The organism is Aliinostoc maniaoense, assembly GCF_058172895.1.
Genome location: NZ_CP187952.1, coordinates 1,898,581 through 1,917,986, shown reverse-complemented (window position 1 = coordinate 1,917,986; position 19,406 = coordinate 1,898,581). Strand labels below are relative to the sequence as shown.

The following is a 19,406-nucleotide window of genomic DNA, read 5'->3' as shown; positions in this document are numbered from 1 at the left end:
AGTTGCATTTAAGTTATATTTTGGGCATTGGGAATGGGGCATGGGGAATGGGGCATGGGGCATGGGGCATTGCGGTTGGGGAATATGTAGTATATATAGTTCACCAATATAAATCTTGTAGTGTGGGAATTTTGGCCCCACTGGACTGGCTAGAGAGCTTATCCCACAATAAATCCATAAAGCAACATTTTAGTCTAGATAGTCCAATAGAATTTATTTAATTGATTAATGAGGTTTTATGATGACTTTACAAGAAATTATTAATTCTATTGAAAGTTTACCAAAAGCAGAACAGGACTATTTGTTTGAGTTCCTCAGTAAAAAAAAGGAGGAATCTAGAGGGGATAATTTTTGGCAGGGATTACAAAAATTTAGAAGTGTCATCGAAAGCGAGGGTATTATCTTTACTGATGATGATTTCGCTGACCTACGAGATCGCAGTGTGGGCAGAGAAATTAATCTATGAGCTTGAAATACTTACTTGATACCAACATTCTGTCAGAGCCAGCACGCCCTATTCCTAATACTAATGTTTTGTATAAACTAGATATTCATAAATCAGAATTGGCCGTCTCTAGTGTTGTTGTTCATGAAATTTTACACGGCTGTTTGCGATTGCCGGAATCTAAACGGCGAGAAGCTCTTTGGAATTATATTCAGGAATCAGTATTAAATTTACCAGTCATACCCTACGATTTAAAGGCAGCCAAATGGCACGCCCAAGAAAGGGCTAGATTATCCAAAATTGGCAAAACCCCCGCTTTTGTAGATGGTCAAATTGCGAGTATTGCTTACTGTAATAATTTAATTTTGGTAACTAATAATGTTGCTGATTTTGAGTTTTTTCATAATTTAACGATTGAAAATTGGTTACTTCCTGATACGTCAAAACCTATAAACCCCTAACCACAGATTCAGGAAACTGACGCTTCAAAGCCGAAAACACTGGACAGGGGGCTTGTTCTTGTAAGTTTTCTGGTTTACTCCAGGTAAAGGGGGCTTTTTGTGCCGCAGACATCCATAATAATTGTTTGGCTCTCGTCATCGCTACATAAAGTAAACGATACTCCTCGGCTGTTTTTAGGTGTTTGGCTTGCTCCCAGGCTTGAGTAACTTCGGGGATGCTGGCTTCACCGTGGAGGGCGGCGCGAATTTGGGCGCGGGCTACTTCTGATAAGGTAAAGTCACCTAAAAATTGGCTTTGGGGTAGAACCCAGAATCTACCAGGAATCAGGTTTTCATGTAGGAAGGGCAGAAATACATAGTGCCAATCTAACCCTTTGGCTTTGTGCATGGTGATAATTGTTAATTGACCTTCGCGGGTGTAACGCTTTTCGATATCTTCTGTTTCCACTGGTTCAAAGCGTTCGGAACTGACAATTTCACTTAACACAGAAAGCATTGACCCCATTGAGTTATTCACAGCGATTTGCTTGTTGACTCGTTCTGAGAGTTTGTCGGCTGTGGCTAGTTCGGCTTGGTCATAATTTAAGGTCAAAGCCAAGAAAGAAATTAGCTGATATAACGGTAATTCCAAACGGGCGCGCAATAAACTACGGCAGAGGTGGGCAGCTTTTTGGACTGGTTCTGGCTGGGTTGCGGCTAGGGGACTCGGATAGAGAAATTCTTCTGGGAGACTGGCTAAGGCGTTGAGGTCTTGGGTAGGGATAAGTTGACGCTGTACCAATACCTCTAAAGCGGTTTTGAGGTAGTCGGGAGAATGGGGGCGATCGCAAAATTGCAACAGTGCTAATATTTCCTGGGGAACATGAGAACGGCGATCGCTTTCTCCCACATCAAATATATTAATGTTATGCTCCTTACACAGTGGTTCTAGTGCTTGTGATAACCAACGACCTTGGCGATTTTCACGCACTAACACCGCCGCGCTTTTAGTTCTATCTTGAGTTAATAGCTCAATCACCCTCTTGCCTAGCAATTCAACTGTGTGATGAATATCACGCGGTGTATAGATTTCCAAACCTCTACCGACTGCCGGCGGGTTGACATCAACTTGGTGAACAGGACGAATCATTTGCAGACTAAAGGGGCTGGGAAGTTGAGGAGACTTTTGACTTTTAGCCCCATAGGAACTATTTACCCATTGCAGCGCAAAATTAGCCGCTTCAATAATTATCTGGGTACTACGACCAGCTTGATCCATTGTTGCCAATCTACCAGAGCGATCGCACCCTTGGCAAAACTCCCGAAAATAAATTGGGTCAGCCGGTGTAAAAGTCGAGTTAATGGCTTGGTTAGGATCACCAACACGGATGAGATTTATTGGAAATTGGGCATGGGGCATCGGGCATGGGGCATTGGGCATTGGAGTAAATATTTCTACCTTGTCTACCTTGTCTACCTTGTCTACCTTGTCTCCCCCTGCTCCCTGCCCCCTGCTCCCCTGCCCCCCTGCTTCTACGTCACCCGCCAAAATCTCTAATAACTGCGTCTGCAAGGGGCTGGAATCCTGGGCTTCGTCTTCAAAGACGGCGAAAACTTGGTTTTGCTCGATACGGCGCGCGCTGTCGTTTTCTAGGACGCGGAGGGCTGCTAAAATCATGTCATCGTAGTCGATGAAATCACGCGATCGCATGAGGTTTTGATATTCCTCATACAATCCGGCGGCGATGGTTAAAATTTCATACGCGTCTGTGGTTTGTTCGCTCCATTCCCGCAGTTTAGCAGGAGGGATACCAGAACTTTTGGCTTCATGAATGACGGTAGTGGCTAAGTCTGGTAAAACTTCAGTTCTTAACACCGACTGACGACGTAACCTTTCTGTTTCTTCACCGTCAAATTGCTGACCTTCTAGTAATTGAGAATACAATCTGGGATGAGTTGCAATCCATTGTTCTACGGCGGTGCGGATGAAGCGGTGACTTTGGTTAGGGGTAATGAGGGTGACACTTTCTAACTCTAAACCCGATAAATCAGGGTGACGACTAGCAATATTTAACGCCAAACCATGCAAAGTATAAACAGCAAAACCCGTTTGCGGTAAAGATAACTGCTTGAGATAGTCGCGGATTTTTAACTTAATATTAGCAGCCGCAGAACGTGTAAAAGTTACTACCACCAATTGACGACGAGCAGAAGCCCGTGACTGGGCAGCATTTTGATATTGCCGAGCAATTGCGATCGCCGCAGCCGCCGCCATCCCCGTAGATTTACCAGCACCAGGAACAGCAGAAACAGCCAGTGGCCCAGATTGCCAATCAGCCATTTGTTGCTGTCCAGGGCGCAAAGTCTTGCGAATAGCTAAAATTTTCTCTTGTAAAATTGCAACTGATGAAACTTCAGATGTCAGTGGAGCAGTAGCAGTAAAATTAGTGTCAGGCATGGGCGTAGAGGAGAGGGAAATGATTTTATTGCACGCAGAGACGCGGAGGCGCAGAGAGTGAGAGAAATTTCAATAAATATCTCTAAACTAATTTATCTAATTCTTTCAACAAGAAGGGTTGGAGGAACAGGGTTGGGGGAACAGCGAGGAACGAACTGTTCCCCCAATCCTTGTAGATAAAATCCGGGGGTCTGAGTCTAGGGTGTTGACTCTGTGGCTTTTTTGGGGTGTGGTTCATGCACTTTTTTGTCGGTTTCCACAATGGCTAAAACCTTGTAATGGCTTGGCTTTTAACGAAACACAAAGTACATGGTACATATTTACTAAAAACTAACAAAGTCAACACCCTAGTCTGAGTCCCCCAATAGATTGAAATGGCACATTTCAATTAGTGGTACGCGTTGGTGGCAGGGCTGTTTCATTCCACAAGATGAAGTAGTTTGTCAATATCCTGAGAGAGAAATCTTTGAGCAATTGTGATGGAATGATAACCATTGCGACGAAGAATATTGAGAGCGTTAACGTTCGCGTAGCGTCTCGTAGAGAAGCTTTGCCGAAGGCATCGCTCTAATTCTGATGCTCGTTACAATCACTATTTTTTTTCTGATGTTAGCACTAGGGAGCAAACTCTCTGTTGAGAATATCCTCTCCTTCTGGCGAAAACCTGCCTTAGTATTGCGTGCGCTTCTAACCGTGTCGCTGCTTGTTCCTCTAGAGGTGATTGTGCTGATGAAATTTTTTCACTTACCGCCGGAAGTGACGATAGGATTAGCTTTATTGGCAGCTGCTCCAGGTGCGCCTCTAAGCACAAAGCGATCGCAAATTGCTGGAGGCAACTTAGGTTATGCAGCAAATCTTCAGCTTACCCTAGCAATACTTGCGGTTTTTGTGACTCCCTCTACCTTGGCAATTTTTGCCATCTTATTTGCGGATATTTCGCAAAAAGTGGCAATTTTAGATGTTGCCCGACAAGTAATGATGGTGCAAATATTGCCTGTGAGTCTCGGTCTTTTCATCAACAAATTCGCTCCTACATTTGCTCAAAAAATAGCCCAACCCTTAACTTTGATGGCTGATAGTCTCTTTTTCGGGCTGGTTATTTTGGCGTGTATCTTCGGACTACCATTGTTGTACAAGCTTTGGGTATTACCACTCGGAGCGATCGCAATTATGGTGATTGCCTCTCTAGGAATTGGACACGCTTTAGGCAGACTCGATGATGATACCCAATCTACCTTGGCGATTTTTTGTATTGCTCGCAATTTTGGTTTAGCTTTGTTTATCGCTATTTTGAATGATGTACAGCAGCAGGTGATGCCGACGCTGGTGGCTTACTTAATTTTGGGAGCCTTTGTAGGTGTTCCCTACTCAATCTGGAATAAACGCAGATTAGCCGGATTACCCCAAGAAAACTAACTCGTTATGAGTCAGCCACCCGTCAATCCAGAAAATTTTCTTTTCCATCCAAGACTTATGCAACGCCATAAATCCTACTCCGCAAACCTCGTAAGTTTACCAATGCTCTATGTGTGAGAATTTTTTAGGCTGATATTTTATCATTAGTACCATCGTTTGGCCAAAATGTGTTGGCTATTTTTTCCCATTGATGCCATTTTTCCATCACGTCTTTAGGTTGTAACCAATGTACAATTGCTTCATCTGGAGTGGTGACAATTACCAAAGCATTGTTAATTCTTAATCCATATTGACGATTGACAGCACCGCAATAAGCCGCAAGTTGTAAAGGTTCATCATAAAGAGGTTTTATGCGTTCTGCGGTTTTAAATTCAATCACACAGGGAATATTGCAATAATTAGCCACACAGTCAACTCTGCCAGCATAACCCAGATAGTAATGAAACAGATTAGCTTCAATTAATCTGATATTATGAATATTTTCCAATGTTGGTAATAGATTATGCCAATAAGGTTTTATAAATTCATGGCAAATAATAGGCTCACCTAAAAAGTAATTTTTAACCTGTTGATGAATGAGAATACCCCTTTGTTTTGATTCTTGAGTAATTCTATTAGCTTCAAAATTACCTACTTTTTGTCGCCATTTTGCGAGTTGTGCTTTTTCTGCTGGAGGTTTAGTAGCTTTCAAGATTGAGGTAATGCTAGGAAGTCTAATACCGCGACTATCTTCGAGATATCCGATTCCGTTTTCTCTTGCAAGTTTACCGTAATAGTGGGGGAGAAGGTTGTTTTTTAGAGTATTCATAATGCGTTGTCTTTAGGTTGATGATTTGAGAATATTTAGATTGCAACTAATAATCCAGAGCAGAACAATTCAGATTGAAGTGAACTATTTTGAACTGTTCACATGATTAAAAATTTACTATGATGTTATTGGTGTTTTAAATATTACTGATTACCCATGAATACAGCAGGTAAATCTCGTGACGATAGCTTTTCAGCAAGTTCAGAGGGGTTAGAGAAAGTTAAAAACAGAATGGCTGAGTTAGAAAAGCCCGAAAAACAGGATAAAAAAGGTTGGACACAAGAAGACCTAGTAACACGGTCTGGATCAAGTCTCAGTACAGTTAAACGTTTCCTTTCAGGAAAATCAATTAGGCGAAATCATGTTATTTGGATTACTGGTGCTTTGAATTTAGATCCATTAGAAGTTATTGATCCAAAAGAGTGGAATCAGGATAATAATTTAGAAATTGATTGGCTAAAAATTTGCCACACAAAACTAGAATATCAGCAAAAACAGATCAGAAAAAATGCTTCTGAAATGGGTTTTGAGTTAGAGTTTACACCTGTTCCACTGGGTTTAGTCGAACGCAAACACCAACAACGACGAGATGAGAATGTTGATAGAAGAGACGTTTATCAGTTACAAAAGGAAGTCATTGCTAAAATTTACGAACATAATGATTTTCTGGAACAGGTAATAAATCAAAATCCTGCGGGAAAAAACAAGCATATTGCTATAGTTGGAGAACCGGGAGCAGGTAAAACCACTTTATTAAGTGCTATTGCTTCATATATCAAAAATGAAAATAAAGACTTACCCATTGTTATATCTCTTGGTAGTTTGCAAGGTATGACATTAGAGGAATATATTCTCAAAAAATGGCTACCTGACACAATGAGATTAGTTGATATTACTCCTACTTCAGAAATAGAGGAACAGCTAAAAACGCGATTTTATAAAGGTGGTGTTTGGTTGTTGTTAGATGGTGTTGATGAAATGGGGGAATCTTCACCAACAGCAGCATTAAATAAAATTTCTCAAGCATTAACAGACTGGTTAGGAAAAGCGCGGGTAATTTTAACTTGTCGGTTAAATGTTTGGGATGCAAGTCTTACTAACAATGAATTACCTAGTTTTGATACCTATAAAACACAAGAATTTACACCTGAAGATATTGATAAATTTATTGAAGAATGGTTTAAATTTGATAATAAAATTCAGGAAGGTGAGGAACTAAAGGCAAAATTACGACAACCAGGAAAAGAGCGTATTTATGAATTAGTTACCAATCCTTTGAGGTTATCTTTATTGTGTCAGATTTTTGATAACAATAAATATAGTGATTTACCAGAAACTAAAGCAGAGCTTTTTGGTTTATACACTCGGCATTTTTATGATTGGAAACGTAAGTTATTACCTCAGAATTTCAACTATACTTTAGAACAAGAATTACATCAAGCATTAGGTAAATTAGCTTTAGCAGGAATTAACGAGGGATCTAGATTTCGACTAAAAGAAAGTTTTGCAGTTAAAGAAATGGGTCAAGATTTATTTGATTTAGCTCGTAATGTAGGTTGGTTGAATTTGGTAGATAGAGATGCAAGAAGTGATGAACCTGTTTATGCTTTCTTTCACCCTAATTTTCAGGAATATTTTGCAGCTTTAGCTATTTATTATTATCATGATTGGCGTTATTTTTTAAATCATGTTCCTAATAATCCAAAAAAAGGAATATACCGTATCTTTGAAACACAGTGGAAGGAAGTTTTTTTACTGTGGTTAGGTCATCATAATGTAAATGAAAATCAAAAAGAAGCGTTGATTTATGAATTAGGTACATTTGAGGATGGATGTGGCATCATTTATCAGTATAAGGCTTATTATCTAGCTGCAATAGGGTTAGCAGAATTTAATAGTAAGTTTGCTGAAAAATTTCTATCTTGGCTCATTAATGTAGGATTTGGATATTTAGATCCAGATACGCAAGAATGGCAAATATCTCATGACAATAGAGCAGGAATAGCCAGAAGCATACTATTAGAAACAGATAGTGACTTAGCTATCAATTTGCTAGTCAAACAAATTAGAAATACCACGAATGGAGGTATACATCATATATGTGCTTGGGGTTTAGGACAAATCGGAAAATATAACTCTGAAGCTATAGATACTTTAATTTCCCTAATCTATACCAGTACAAAAAATGCAACACAATATCAAACCAGTAGTATTCATTATCAAGCGGTTGAAAGCTTAGCTAATATTGCTAAAGAAAACCAACAAGCAATTTATGTACTTAGAAATCTCATAAGTACAGTGACTGACAATCTCACCAAGGTTTTAGCCGCTACTTCCTTAGCTAAAATATCATCTGATTACAAATCAGAAGCAACCGAAACTTTATTAAAAATAATGTCTTATAATCATAATGCTAGTAGTAGTTGTAAGGCTGCTTATAGTTTAGCAAAACTTGATCATAATTATTTTGATGAAGCTATAAAAAGTTTAATAAATATGCAAAAAAGTGAAAATAGTTTTGTAGTAAGAGAATCCAATCTCTTCTTATTAGAACTGATGCCTAATAACTCTAATATTGAAATTCAAAATCATTTACTAGAAATCAATTCAGAATATCCAGATACAGTGGAAGAACTGATTAATATTATTTGTAATTATACTGAACATATTAATTTAGAAGCCTGTTATTCTGCTAGTGATAAACTTATACAGATTCTTACCAACAATGAAGATTGCAAAACTGTAGTTAAAACTTTAAAAGATAAACTATCACCTGATATTGAAGAAAATGATTTTACTCTTTATTACAATTGCTATAAAGTTATATGGCATTGCGCCCAAAATATGAAATATCCTGAATTTTACCGCGCTTGGCACGGTGAATCGCTTCACAACCTAGAAAACCAATTTACAGATATTCATTCCCACCTTTCCCAACTCCAACCCACAAACAAAACATATCCCCTTACCCTCAACCTAAAAACCCTCCAAAACGAAACAGACATTAGCGCAATAGCTCAAGAAATTTGCAACCAAATTTACTTAACAGCTTGTCCCGAAAATCCAGAAATTCCCCAAATAAACAACGCACCTCAACTAAAAAGCAAAATTCCCCAAATTAAAAAACATCTACAAACCGAAAACATAGCCTTAATTATCAACAACTGCGAACCCAATCAAGAAATGATCAAATTCTGCAATAAACTCACAGATGTCTTACATATTGCCTTTATCACAGAACAACCTCTAGACGCACCATTAAAAGGTTTTCCCAATCAACCAAACTTACTCAATGTTATTCAACATTGGATTAATGAAATAGGGTAAAACAATCAAAGATGAAACCATGCACGGTCTGGGATATCGTATCAAATCACCAGACCTTTTGCAACGTTGCTGATTTTAAACCTGTCCTAAAGAAGATATAGAATTTCGGGCTTTTTGTTAACAATTAAATATTCTCAAGAGGTCAGATTTATGTCTCTGCGTGAATACAAACCCGGAACTACTTTCCCTGGAGTCATCGGCCGGACAGTTGATAAATCCAGTCCGGCTTGGCCAGAACCTTTGCGAGCCAAAGAAGGCTTACCAAACGTGTTATTTATCGTCTTTGATGATACAGGCTTTGGGCAATTTGGGTGCTACGGCAGTCCCATCAACACACCCAACCTAGACACACTAGCTGCCAATGGCTTGCGCTATAACAATTTACACACGACGGCGTTGTGTTCACCCACCCGCTCTTGTCTTCTCACTGGGCGCAATCACCATTCCAACGCTATGGCCTGCATTACAGAAGGGTCTACTGGTTATCCAGGTAGCAATGGGAATATTCCCTTTGAGAATGGGTTTCTCTCAGAGATATTACTACACAAAGGCTATAACACTTATGCGATCGGCAAATGGCATTTAACCCCGGCAGACCAAATATCTGCGGCTGGCCCCTATGACCGTTGGCCTCTCGGTCGTGGTTTTGAACGTTTTTATGGTTTTCTCGGCGGAGAAACTCACCAGTATTATCCAGATTTGGTTTATGATAACCACACCGTTCAACCAGAAAAGACCCCCGCACAAGGCTATCATTTGACCGCAGACTTAGTAGACAAGGCAATTAGCTTTATTGCTGATGCCAAGCAGGTTGCCCCCAACAAACCCTTTTTCATGTATTTCTGTCCTGGGGCGATGCACGCCCCTCATCATGTGCCGAAAGAATGGGCTGATGCCTACGCTGGACAATTTGATGATGGTTGGGAAGCTTACAGGGAAAAGGTTTTTGCTCGTCAGCAGCAAATGGGTATTGTCCCCGCTAACGCAGAACTATCGCGTCATGACCCCGATGTTGCATACTGGGATTCTCTCTCAACAGCAGAAAAACGGCTTTATGCCCGGATGATGGAAGTCTTTGCTGGATTTCTCACCCATACTGACTATCACGTCGGTCGCTTACTCGATTTCCTCAAAACTATTGGTGAGTTCGATAATACTCTAATTATGGTCATCTCAGACAATGGGGCAAGTTCTGAAGGTGGGCCAACTGGTTCAGTTAATGAAAATCTATTTTTTAACAATGTGCCAGAGTCTTTAGAAGAAAACCTCAACGCATTGGATAAACTGGGTAGCCCAGAAACCTTCAACCATTATGCTTGGGGCTGGACTTGGGCAGGTAATACACCTTTTCGTCGCTGGAAACGGGAAACTTATCGAGGTGGTATCAGTGACCCGTTGATAGTTCATTGGACTCAAGGTATTGAGGCAAAAGGTGAAATCCGTACTCAGTATGCCCACGCCATTGACTTAGTACCAACGGTACTTGAATTATTAGAAATTGAGCCACCAACAACTATTAGGGGTGTCACTCAATCCCCCATTGAAGGTGTCAGCTTTGCCCATACTTTTAATAATAGTAATGCACCCACTAAGCACTTGACGCAATATTTTGAGATGATGGGACATCGTTCGCTTTACCATGATGGTTGGCGGGCTGTTTGTCCTTGGCCTGGCCCCTCATTTACAGAAGCAGATGGGTTTTTTGGTGCGCCTATCTCGGCGGAAACTTTGACAGAGTTAGATACTCATCATTGGGAACTGTATCACGTTGCTCAGGATTTTGCCGAAAATCACAACATTGCTACAGACAACCGCCCCAAGTTGATTGAGATGATTGCCACTTGGTATGTAGAGGCGGGTAAATACAATGTGTTACCTGTGGATGGCAGGGGTGTACAACGATTAGCACAAGAACGTCCTCAGATTGCTGTCAATCGTAGCCTCTATACTTACTACCCTGATACTCAGCCAATACCAGCCAATTGTGCTGTCAAGTTGCTCAATCGTTCCCACAGTATTACAGCAGATGTAGAAATTCCTAGAGGTGGCGCACAAGGAGTATTACTTGCTCACGGCGGTAATGATAGTGGCTACTCCTTCTATGTCAAAGATGCTAAACTGCACTGGGTTCATAATTATGTAGGGCGATCGCTCTACCATGTCGAGTCTTTTTCATTAATCTCGGAGGGTCGGCACGAGTTACGTTTTGAGTTTGAAGTGACGGGTCAGCCAGATTTAGCGAAGGGGAAAGGATCTCCTGGTCACGCCAAACTTTATATCGATGGGAAATTAGTTGGGCAAGTGAATGTGCCTGTAACTACTCCCTTAGCACTAGGTCTAACCAGTGGTGTGACCTGTGGGGTAGCCCCTGGTGCGCCTGTAACACCCAATTATGAACCACCCTTCAAGTTTACGGGCAAGATTCATAGCCTGATAGTGGATGTTAGTGGAGATTTGATTCAAGACCGTGAAGCCGAAATGCGTATCATAATGGCACGACAGTAGCAACAAGATGAAACATTCTTTTAGAACCCCGACCGCATAATAATATTGCTGCTATTGGGGTGACTGTTGTAAACTCGCCCGAAATTCCACGGATTGCTTGTCAACTAGAAGGACAATTGTCTCTCTTTCCTTGCTTGCGAAATCTGGGATAAAGCTCCCGCTACAATCGTTACTCCGATTTAGCGGCGAGTTGTTTACCTGATGATTGTACGTGCATTTTGCGGTTGAATCGGGCGATTGTTTGTTCCATTTACGGCCTGTGAAAATTTTTCTACCTGCTCTTTTGAAACCGTTAATGCTTCTTTCATCACCATCCATTTGACACCTTCTGAACATGGTGGTGTTGTCAAAGAGCCATTAAAAAGGTAATACTCCTGTTTTTGGGGCAGAAGGCTGTGAATATCTTTCACTGCTCCTTTAAGCCCATTATTTTCACCTGCCTTCATCGGCATCTTTTCCCAAATCTTGGCTAATTGGGCATTAGGTTTCCCCTCTTCAAACATTACAGCTACAACAGCTAGATTGCCGTTAGCATCGGCATGAACAAAGTGCGCTTCCAGGGGAAAATCTTTACCTGCAATGTGGTTTTCACTTGGTGTATGAAAGTGGTACTGTTTAAGTGCATAAGTGACTCCATCCACCACAATGCTGCTGCCAGGTTCGACATTCACCTGTATGGTCTTGCCATTATTGAGGATTTCCGATGGAGGTGCTTTGTAATTAAATCCAATCAATGACAGGTTTGCATCTACTGAATTAGTGATATTGATGGGCGACTGGTTTTTGCCGATGTCGCACATTTTGTAATCAGGAGAGAGCGATCCCCAATTTTTAGGGCTGAAGTGGCCTGTATAACCCCATTGTGTGAGTTGGTTGTCAGCGATCGCTATGTTGTTGGTAATTACCGTACCACTGATGAGCAACAAAGCTACTGAAAATACTGTTATCTTGTCTAAACTCCTCATTTTACTCTCTCTAATCTATGAGATGTGTAATCTTTAAAAGTTTACTGCCAAACACAGCCCTGGTTAATATTTTTTTCTCTACCTAAAGTAATAATATAAATCCCTAATCTTTAGCAGAATTATTAAATAAATATTTTCTGGTATATTGAAGGGTTATTCTTTTACCAGTGTGAGTAGCTTTAAACATCCACAACTCACAAAAGTTTTTGTATCAACTATTACTAGAAAATAAAAAACAAAAATTTGATATAGTTAATTGATTCAGCAATTAGTTATTTGATTGGCTTATTATTAACAGTTTGTTTTTCAGGCTTTGTGTAAAAAGATTGATTCGGTTCGATAGCCAATTCTTGTTCATCTAAAACTGTGGATAGTGCTTTACCTAAAGGTGAATCAGCTAGTTTAGTTTGTAATTCTGTTTTGGTAAGCCCCCTTAACTCAAATAGCAAAAAGGGGTTACTATCAAGTTGGGAAGCTACTAAATAATAAACCCCAGCTATGTGCTTACAAGGGTTAGCATAATCTGGACAAGAACATTTAGTTTTAAAGTCCTTACTACTATGCGTTAATAAATGTAACCCCATTTGGGAGAAAAGAATTTTATCGTCAATGTATCCGAGATTTATTAACAAAAGAAGCTATCTTAGATGAGAGAAACTCTAATGTTGAATCTCAGCTAGTTTTTGATACAGAACATGACCATTATCAGTTAATAGATATAGGTTGAGAAGATTTGACCCGGATTTATAAGTGTTTCATTCATATAGATATTAAAAATGGCAAAATCTGGATTCAGCACAATATGACGGATGTTGATTTAGCCGGGAAACTGGTGGAGATGGGAGTGACAAAAGAAGAAATTGTGTTAGGGTTACATCCACCTTATAAGCGTCCTCATACTGGGTATGGTGTGGCGTAAACTACCTAGGCTCCTGCAAGCGGTGAGCGTAGGCTTTTAAGTTATTTACGTATTTTCTCACAACTGATTCAGGATTGCTATATATAAAAATTTACCTATTATTAAATTAAATTTAAACTGATTATTTTAAATTCATTGAGTTGCGATTTTAAAAATAAATTGCAGTCTTAGCATTGATTTAAGAGCGATCGCAGTAATCTATCTCCATTTAACTTCATATGAAATTACTTCCCAAATTAACGCTAGCTGCCGCTAGTTTAGTTTTGATTTTCACTGGTGTTAACCAACAAATAGCAGCAGCAGCAAATATAAAATATGCCTTCAATGTCACCATTGATTTATTTAATGGTAGTGGCTATTTTAGTTTTGATGACTCAACATTTAGTGATGAATCTATTCCGACAGCACCAGTTCAGTCATTAAAATTTACATTCAACAATGACCCTAAAACTATTTATACAGAACAAGATGATATTGACTATCCCACATTAGGTCCTGTTGTTTTTCCCACTGTTGCAGGTAACTCGCCCATTGGCTTGTCTTATATATTTAGTAGCAAGATTAATCCAGCTATCAGTTATGAAATTGCTGGATATGATTTGATTGTTGGTGAGCAAGCTTTTGAAGATGCAGTTGCTTATACTCCCATTCCTGAACCTGCAACCTTAGTTGGTATTTTAGCTGTTGGTAGTATCGGCTGGCTAACATCACGCCAAGTTAAATCAGCCAGAAAAGCTGCTTAAAAAAAGGAAGTTTGATTCCATTTATGCCATTTTCAAGCTAGTTTTTACACACATCTTTTTGCCGAGTGCAGAATGTGGTTTTAAGCACATAAATCCCTATTTCAAAGGGATTTATGTGGTTCAATAAATACTTAAATCACAAGCAAATCTCTCCAGAAATCTCTTAGGAGTGTGCGTGATTTCCTAATAATTGAGCGCGATTGTGTCGCAAGTCAGCATGACTACGTTCTGTGGGATAAGGTACATCATCACCTTTAATTCCAGCCCAAATTACGCGGTTAAATTTCTCAGGATCTACCTTATCTTCAACTTCAAAGTAGAAGCCTTTAGTTGCTTGCGCCCACCATTGATGATTATGCAAAGATGGTAGAGCCGCAGTCTTTTGGACATTAGGATCATTGCAAGCTGGAACAAGGTTAGGATCTACAGGAGCTTGACATAAGTTACCAGGTACGATTGCAGTATAAGGTGTAAAGTCGGGTTCTCTGGTAAAAGCATCTGACATCGGCTTGGCATTAGCATCATTCATACCTAAATAGCCGATTCCCAATAAATCCTCCATTGTTCGCACTATGCTAACTGTGTTGTAGTTAGTGCTAATGAGTGCTTTACGCTTAGTATAAGGTGAAATGATGTAGGCGACAGAACGATGGCTGTCTACATGGTCAGGGCCATTTTGACAATCATCCTCTAAAATCACGATCGCAGTTTCTTTCCACACTGGAGATTTGGAAATTTTCTCCACTAACAAACCAACGGCGTAATCATTATCAGCCATTTGCAGTGGTACAGTATTCACCCCAGCCACAGCATTAGCAAAATCGCCGAAGTGGTCATGAGGTAAACGTACCATTGTTAAGTTAGGCAGGGTATTTCTAGCTAAATAGCGATCAATATCTCGCGCAAACTCATTGTAGAGATAAATATCCGGTTCTTTCTGGTCATAACCCCGGAAATAAATGTCGGTTTTATCCAACAACACAGTTTTTGCTGCCACAGCTTGCTGAATGTTATCAGCCGCAGGTGTGGGAGAAATGGGGATATAAAGGGGGTTGTTGGGGTCTGGTTTTGTGGCATCGGCTTGACTGGTGCTGTAGTTCCCATCAACGTAGAAACCATAATTGCGTACAGTCTTACCAGCGCGTAACGCTGCATCCCAAAGATAACCACCCACAGCATTAGGTGATAGTTCACCATCGCCGGCGGGAGCGTTAACGTCTTGATTTCCCGGTAAAATTGACGATTGACCAGAAGGATCTAAAACTCCTGTCACCCGTGCATTGAATTGAGAGGCGTTAGAATTAGTTGGCGGTAAAGCAATATTAATATTACGGTTAGTACCTTCATAATCGTAGGTCAGACCGCTAAATCCTGCATTACCGTAGAGGACTGATTGGGTTTTTTCAGTGTAATCGGTAGTGCGTCCGTAGGTAGACCAGTTCCAACCCACACCGCTAGACTCACCAGAATCATAGAAGTTATCAAAGGTGACAAAATCTAAAGCCAGTTTGTGATGGTTGGGTGAAATAGGTTCGGGGAATAAAGTTAAGCCAGGGTCACCGTTACCAATGGCTAAATCGCCGAGAACTTGGTCATAGGTGCGGTTTTCCTTCAGCACATAAATCACGTGCTTAATCTTCCCTTGCAAAAACTTCATTGTCCGGTCAGGACGACGGTTATCGAAACCGTTGTTTTTGTCTACCTGGCGAGACAGAGAAGCTAAAGTTCCGCCAGTGGGAACGGGAATTACTGCAATGCCAGCTTTTTCTAAAGCCCAGTTATACTCATTTCTAAAAGTAGTGTTACGGGCTTGGCCGGCGGCTGTAGTGCGGTTATTGGAAGGGTTGGGACCAGAATTACTCTTGGCGTTCACCACAAACAGCTTTTTCCCATCTTTGCTCACACTGACAGAATTGGGATACCAACCAGTTGGGATGCGTCCAGTTACCCGACCAGAACGCAAATCGACAACAGCAACGGCATTTTCACCCGCTAAGGTAGTATAAAGTCTCCGTTCATCAGGACTGAGAGCCAGGGAGTTAGGACTTGCGCCTTTGTATTTATCGTTGGGTCGAGATAAAGAGATAGTTTGAACAACACTGTTGCTGTTGGTATCAATCACAGAAATTGTGTCACTGTTACCGTTAGCGACATAGAGTTTATTTTGGTCGGCAGACAGTAAAATTTTGTTGGGTTGGCTACCTACTGAAATGCGGGTAATTGTCCCAGAAGCAATATCAACAGCTACAACTTCATTATCGCGTTGACTGCTGACAAAAACTTTGCCGGCTGCACCATTACTAAAACTCTTGAGGGCAACATCAAAGGGAAATTCCCCTGTGGCTATTCTATCGCCGGGTTTGAAGAATTTAATTTCTTGAGTTACTTGACGATTTGTAGTGTTAACTAATGAGATAGAGTCATTTTCAAAGTTAGCCGCCACTAAAGTATTGCCATCTTGACTGACAGCCAAACCAGCAACTACTGCACCTGTAGCGGCTGCACTAACGGGTGTTCCCTTTAATAAACCACCGTCGTAGCTGGGGAAGGGTGCAGTTTGGTTAGAGTTGTGACCCAAGAGAATAAACGGTGCATCGGGGACAAATTGACTACCATTGAAAGCGTAACTATAAACGCGATCGTCAATACCACCGGATACATAAAAACGTGAGCCATCTTTTGCCCACGCTAAACCATTGTAGGTGTTAGGAATATTGATTTGTTGGCGTTTAACTAATTTGCCACTACTGACATCAAACACGAAAACCCATTCGGCTTTACGAGTTGTGGTGCTAGTGGGTTGACCTGTTACTGGGTCTAAAACTGGATAGGTGAGATTCGCACCAGTATTTTGATCTCTAAAATTGAGATTATAGCCACTGGTTAAAACTAAAAGTGTTTTACCATCAGGGCTGAGTGTGGTTGTGACAGCTTCTGCCGCGTCTGCATTATTGTCTGTACGCAACCCAGTAGCTAGAGGTGCAAAAGTTGAGCCTGGCGCAGCTTTGGGAGTAATCACTTGACCGGTGGGGAGTAATGCGCCACCTTCAGGTAAATCACCAACACGGCTAGTAGCAAGTTGAGCTGTAACTATTTGTACACTACTAACTACTATGGCTACTGCAACCAGCAGGCTCAAAAGGAGATATCGCTTACGCTTAAAATTGAGCATTGGCCGTTCTCACAAATCAATTTGTTGCCTACTTAGCCAATGTTTCTGGTTGTTAGTTAAGGATAGAGTAAGGTGAGGTTACTTAAGGGGTTCTCGTTCTTGACGAAATGTTAAAAATTTGATGTCCCTATAAAATTTGGCTCATGCACAGAGGAGTAGTAAAAGGAAATCCCCATCAAAGTTCGTAAGAAAAAGGCACGCAATGATGTAAAACCGAAATTTCGGGCGATCGCGTGCCTCAAATTCCCACTAGTATAGATACTTACCCAATCGCTTGTTCTGGTGTGTTTAAACTAATTCGCCACCGCCAAATTGCTGAGACACTAGCCATACCAACACCCCAAGCTAAAGGCAACCAAATTATGGCCCAGTGTCCACCAGGCCATGCTAAATTTAATCCTGCACCTAGCCAGTAAACACCAAACCCCATCAGTAACATTGCAGCGACAAATTTCATCGGTTTGACAGGTACTTGCTGGAGTGGGGTTCTAAATAGTACAGCCAAGATTAATAAACCGAATGTGGCTAAACCAGCACCGCTCAAAGCTTCTAGCCATCGACTTTCAGCCGCACCTAATGTTACAACAGCGATCGCTACTTCTACACTATCTAGCAATGCACCTTTAAAGGTGGTGACAACTGCAAACCAGTTCCAGCCAGATTCATTCTCATCTTTGGCTAGTTGTTCTTCGAGGCTATCTTCGCCGCCACCTTTAGGCTTTTTGGGCAGTCCGGCATAATATCTCACAATGGAACGTGTCCATTTTTGCCCAAATAGTAATAGTAAAACTCCGGCCACAATTCTGAGAATATCTACAGGAATTAGTGTTAAACTTTTGCCTAAAACTAGAGATAGCAGTAGAGTTAAGCCAATACCCCCACTTGAACCAACTAAGGCATTGCGCCAACCTGCTAACCTACCCACAACGATAACTATACCAAGAATTTCAACTAGTTCTATTAAAGAACTGGCAAAACTCGCAAGCACAATTTCCCAATTCATCTATTTTTCCTCACTAGATAGAATGTTTTGCAGATGTGATTCATCCCTTCTCTACAATCACTGATTGGCTCTCAAAGAACTTTAAAGTTGCTGTTGTCGTTAAAGACACATTGACTTGTGTACCGATGGGTAGAGCTATGCTGGTGGGCGTTCTGGCATATAATTTGTTACCGGCAGGAGTAGACAAACTGTATCGGTATTCATTTCCTAAAAAGAAACGTGTTGCAATCTTCATTGCACCATCACTGGCTGGTTGCAAAATTATGTCTTGTTCGCGGATCATTAAATCTGCCGTGTCTGGAGAAATCTGAGTGGTTGCGGGGAAACATCCGATTTCTGTTACCCAACAATTACCTTGTAACTGTGCCGGTAAAAAGTTGGCTTGGGTGACAAATTCAGCAACAAAGCGAGAGGCTGGTTGAGTGTAAATTGCTTCTGGTGTGCCTATTTGCTCTAATTTACCATGCCGCATGACTGCCACTTGATCAGCGATCGCTAGTGCTTCTTGTTGATCATGGGTAACAAAAATACTTGATATCCCTTGATGTTTGAGAATTGCTAGTACTTCCTCACGTAACTTTAGCCGCACTTGTAAATCAAGATTACTCAAAGGTTCATCTAATAGTAAAAGTTGTGGTTGGGGAGCTAAAGCCCTTGCTAATGCTACCCGTTGTTGTTGTCCTCCAGATAATTCATGAGGATAGCGATTTTCGATTCCGGTGAGTCTGACTAGTGTGAGTAACTCTGCAATACGTTGATGGCGATCGCTTTTTCTCCCACTTCGTAAACCAAAGCCAATATTTTCAGCTACCGTCAAATGGGGAAATAAAGCATAATCTTGAAACAGCATCCCCACATGACGTTTTTCTGGTGGTAGCCAATTCCCATGACCTGCAACTAATTGTCCACCAATCTCTATAGTCCCCGCTTGTGGTAACTCAAACCCAGCAATAATCCGTAAGAGAGTAGTTTTCCCACATCCAGAAGGCCCTAGTAACCCCAACACATCCCCAGGTGCTAACGCCAAACTCACCCCATCCACTGCCGGAACTTCCATCTGGGTAAACTTGAGAGAGACATTCTGCAACTTTAATATTGCTGCTGTGGTGGTGGTTCTTGATTGGGGATTGGGAAGGGAAATTTTCATCTTTGGTTGTGGGTTTTTTTTATTAGGGCTTATCGGAACAATGGGTAATTGGGATGAG

General features: G+C 40.9%; 12 protein-coding genes and 2 pseudogenes. 7 read left to right on the top strand and 7 right to left on the bottom strand.

Annotated elements, in window-relative coordinates; translation table 11 throughout:
• Positions 1 to 238: 238 nt before the first annotated feature.
• Together ACPZ3T_RS08480 and ACPZ3T_RS08475 are read left to right on the top strand one after the other, a co-directional pair.
• Positions 239 to 466, top strand: a complete 228-nt coding sequence (locus ACPZ3T_RS08480) for a hypothetical protein (protein WP_490275211.1) — start codon at positions 239 to 241, stop codon at positions 464 to 466.
• Positions 463 to 906: a type II toxin-antitoxin system VapC family toxin gene (locus tag ACPZ3T_RS08475; RefSeq protein WP_490275209.1), complete on the top strand. Its 444-nt coding sequence runs from the start codon at positions 463 to 465 to the stop codon at positions 904 to 906. Before ACPZ3T_RS08480 ends, ACPZ3T_RS08475 begins: the two co-directional genes overlap by 4 nt.
• Here the strand turns inward: ACPZ3T_RS08475 and ACPZ3T_RS08470 are convergent.
• Entirely contained in the window at positions 893 to 3,343 is a 2,451-nt protein-coding gene (locus tag ACPZ3T_RS08470) for an ATP-dependent helicase (protein WP_490275207.1), read from the bottom strand. The two genes, ACPZ3T_RS08475 and ACPZ3T_RS08470, sit on opposite strands and share 14 nt — an antisense overlap.
• A 576-nt stretch (positions 3,344 to 3,919) precedes the next feature.
• Here ACPZ3T_RS08470 and ACPZ3T_RS08465 point away from each other — a divergent pair.
• Positions 3,920 to 4,759, top strand: coding sequence for a bile acid:sodium symporter family protein (locus tag ACPZ3T_RS08465; protein WP_490275205.1), 840 nt, complete (start codon positions 3,920 to 3,922; stop codon positions 4,757 to 4,759).
• Between the two features lie 124 nt (positions 4,760 to 4,883).
• On the opposite strand, the gene ACPZ3T_RS08460 is transcribed toward ACPZ3T_RS08465, so the two are convergent.
• Entirely contained in the window at positions 4,884 to 5,567 is a 684-nt protein-coding gene (locus ACPZ3T_RS08460; RefSeq protein ID WP_490275203.1) for a PD-(D/E)XK nuclease family protein, read from the bottom strand.
• A 156-nt stretch (positions 5,568 to 5,723) separates the two neighbouring features.
• On the opposite strand from ACPZ3T_RS08460, the gene ACPZ3T_RS08455 reads away from it, so the two are divergent.
• The gene (locus ACPZ3T_RS08455) at positions 5,724 to 8,894 is read left to right on the top strand and encodes an NACHT C-terminal alpha/beta 1 domain-containing protein (RefSeq protein WP_490275201.1); all 3,171 of its coding nucleotides are present in this window, start codon (positions 5,724 to 5,726) and stop codon (positions 8,892 to 8,894) included.
• A 150-nt stretch (positions 8,895 to 9,044) separates the two neighbouring features.
• Positions 9,045 to 11,399 carry an arylsulfatase gene (locus ACPZ3T_RS08450; protein ID WP_490275199.1) on the top strand — a complete coding sequence of 785 codons (2,355 nt, stop codon included), beginning with the start codon at positions 9,045 to 9,047 and terminating at the stop codon, positions 11,397 to 11,399.
• 194 nt (positions 11,400 to 11,593) lie between these two features.
• Here ACPZ3T_RS08450 and ACPZ3T_RS08445 read toward each other — a convergent pair whose 3' ends face one another.
• Together ACPZ3T_RS08445 and ACPZ3T_RS08440 are read right to left on the bottom strand one after the other, a co-directional pair.
• Positions 11,594 to 12,364: a carbonic anhydrase gene (locus ACPZ3T_RS08445; protein WP_490275197.1), complete on the bottom strand. Its 771-nt coding sequence runs from the start codon at positions 12,362 to 12,364 to the stop codon at positions 11,594 to 11,596.
• 281 nt (positions 12,365 to 12,645) lie between these two features.
• Positions 12,646 to 12,957: pseudogene (locus ACPZ3T_RS08440) on the bottom strand (SWIM zinc finger family protein); the annotation flags it as partial.
• On the opposite strand from ACPZ3T_RS08440, the pseudogene ACPZ3T_RS08435 reads away from it, so the two are divergent.
• Both ACPZ3T_RS08435 and ACPZ3T_RS08430 read left to right on the top strand, forming a co-directional pair.
• A pseudogene (locus ACPZ3T_RS08435) lies at positions 12,933 to 13,283 on the top strand (XisI protein). The pseudogenes ACPZ3T_RS08440 and ACPZ3T_RS08435 overlap by 25 nt on opposite strands.
• 218 nt (positions 13,284 to 13,501) lie before the next feature.
• Complete coding sequence (locus ACPZ3T_RS08430; RefSeq protein ID WP_490275195.1) at positions 13,502 to 14,026, top strand: PEP-CTERM sorting domain-containing protein; 525 nt, start codon at positions 13,502 to 13,504, stop codon at positions 14,024 to 14,026.
• A gap of 163 nt (positions 14,027 to 14,189) precedes the next feature.
• Here ACPZ3T_RS08430 and ACPZ3T_RS08425 read toward each other — a convergent pair whose 3' ends face one another.
• The 3 genes from ACPZ3T_RS08425 to ACPZ3T_RS08415 form a co-directional block, all read right to left on the bottom strand.
• Positions 14,190 to 17,198, bottom strand: coding sequence for a beta-propeller fold lactonase family protein (locus ACPZ3T_RS08425; protein ID WP_490275193.1), 3,009 nt, complete (start codon positions 17,196 to 17,198; stop codon positions 14,190 to 14,192).
• A gap of 262 nt (positions 17,199 to 17,460) precedes the next feature.
• On the bottom strand, positions 17,461 to 18,201 hold the full coding sequence (locus ACPZ3T_RS08420; protein ID WP_490275191.1) for a COG4280 domain-containing protein: 741 nt from the start codon (positions 18,199 to 18,201) through the stop codon (positions 17,461 to 17,463).
• Positions 18,202 to 18,241: 40 nt separating this feature from the next.
• Entirely contained in the window at positions 18,242 to 19,348 is a 1,107-nt protein-coding gene (locus tag ACPZ3T_RS08415) for an ABC transporter ATP-binding protein (protein WP_490275189.1), read from the bottom strand.
• Positions 19,349 to 19,406: the final 58 nt, after the last annotated feature.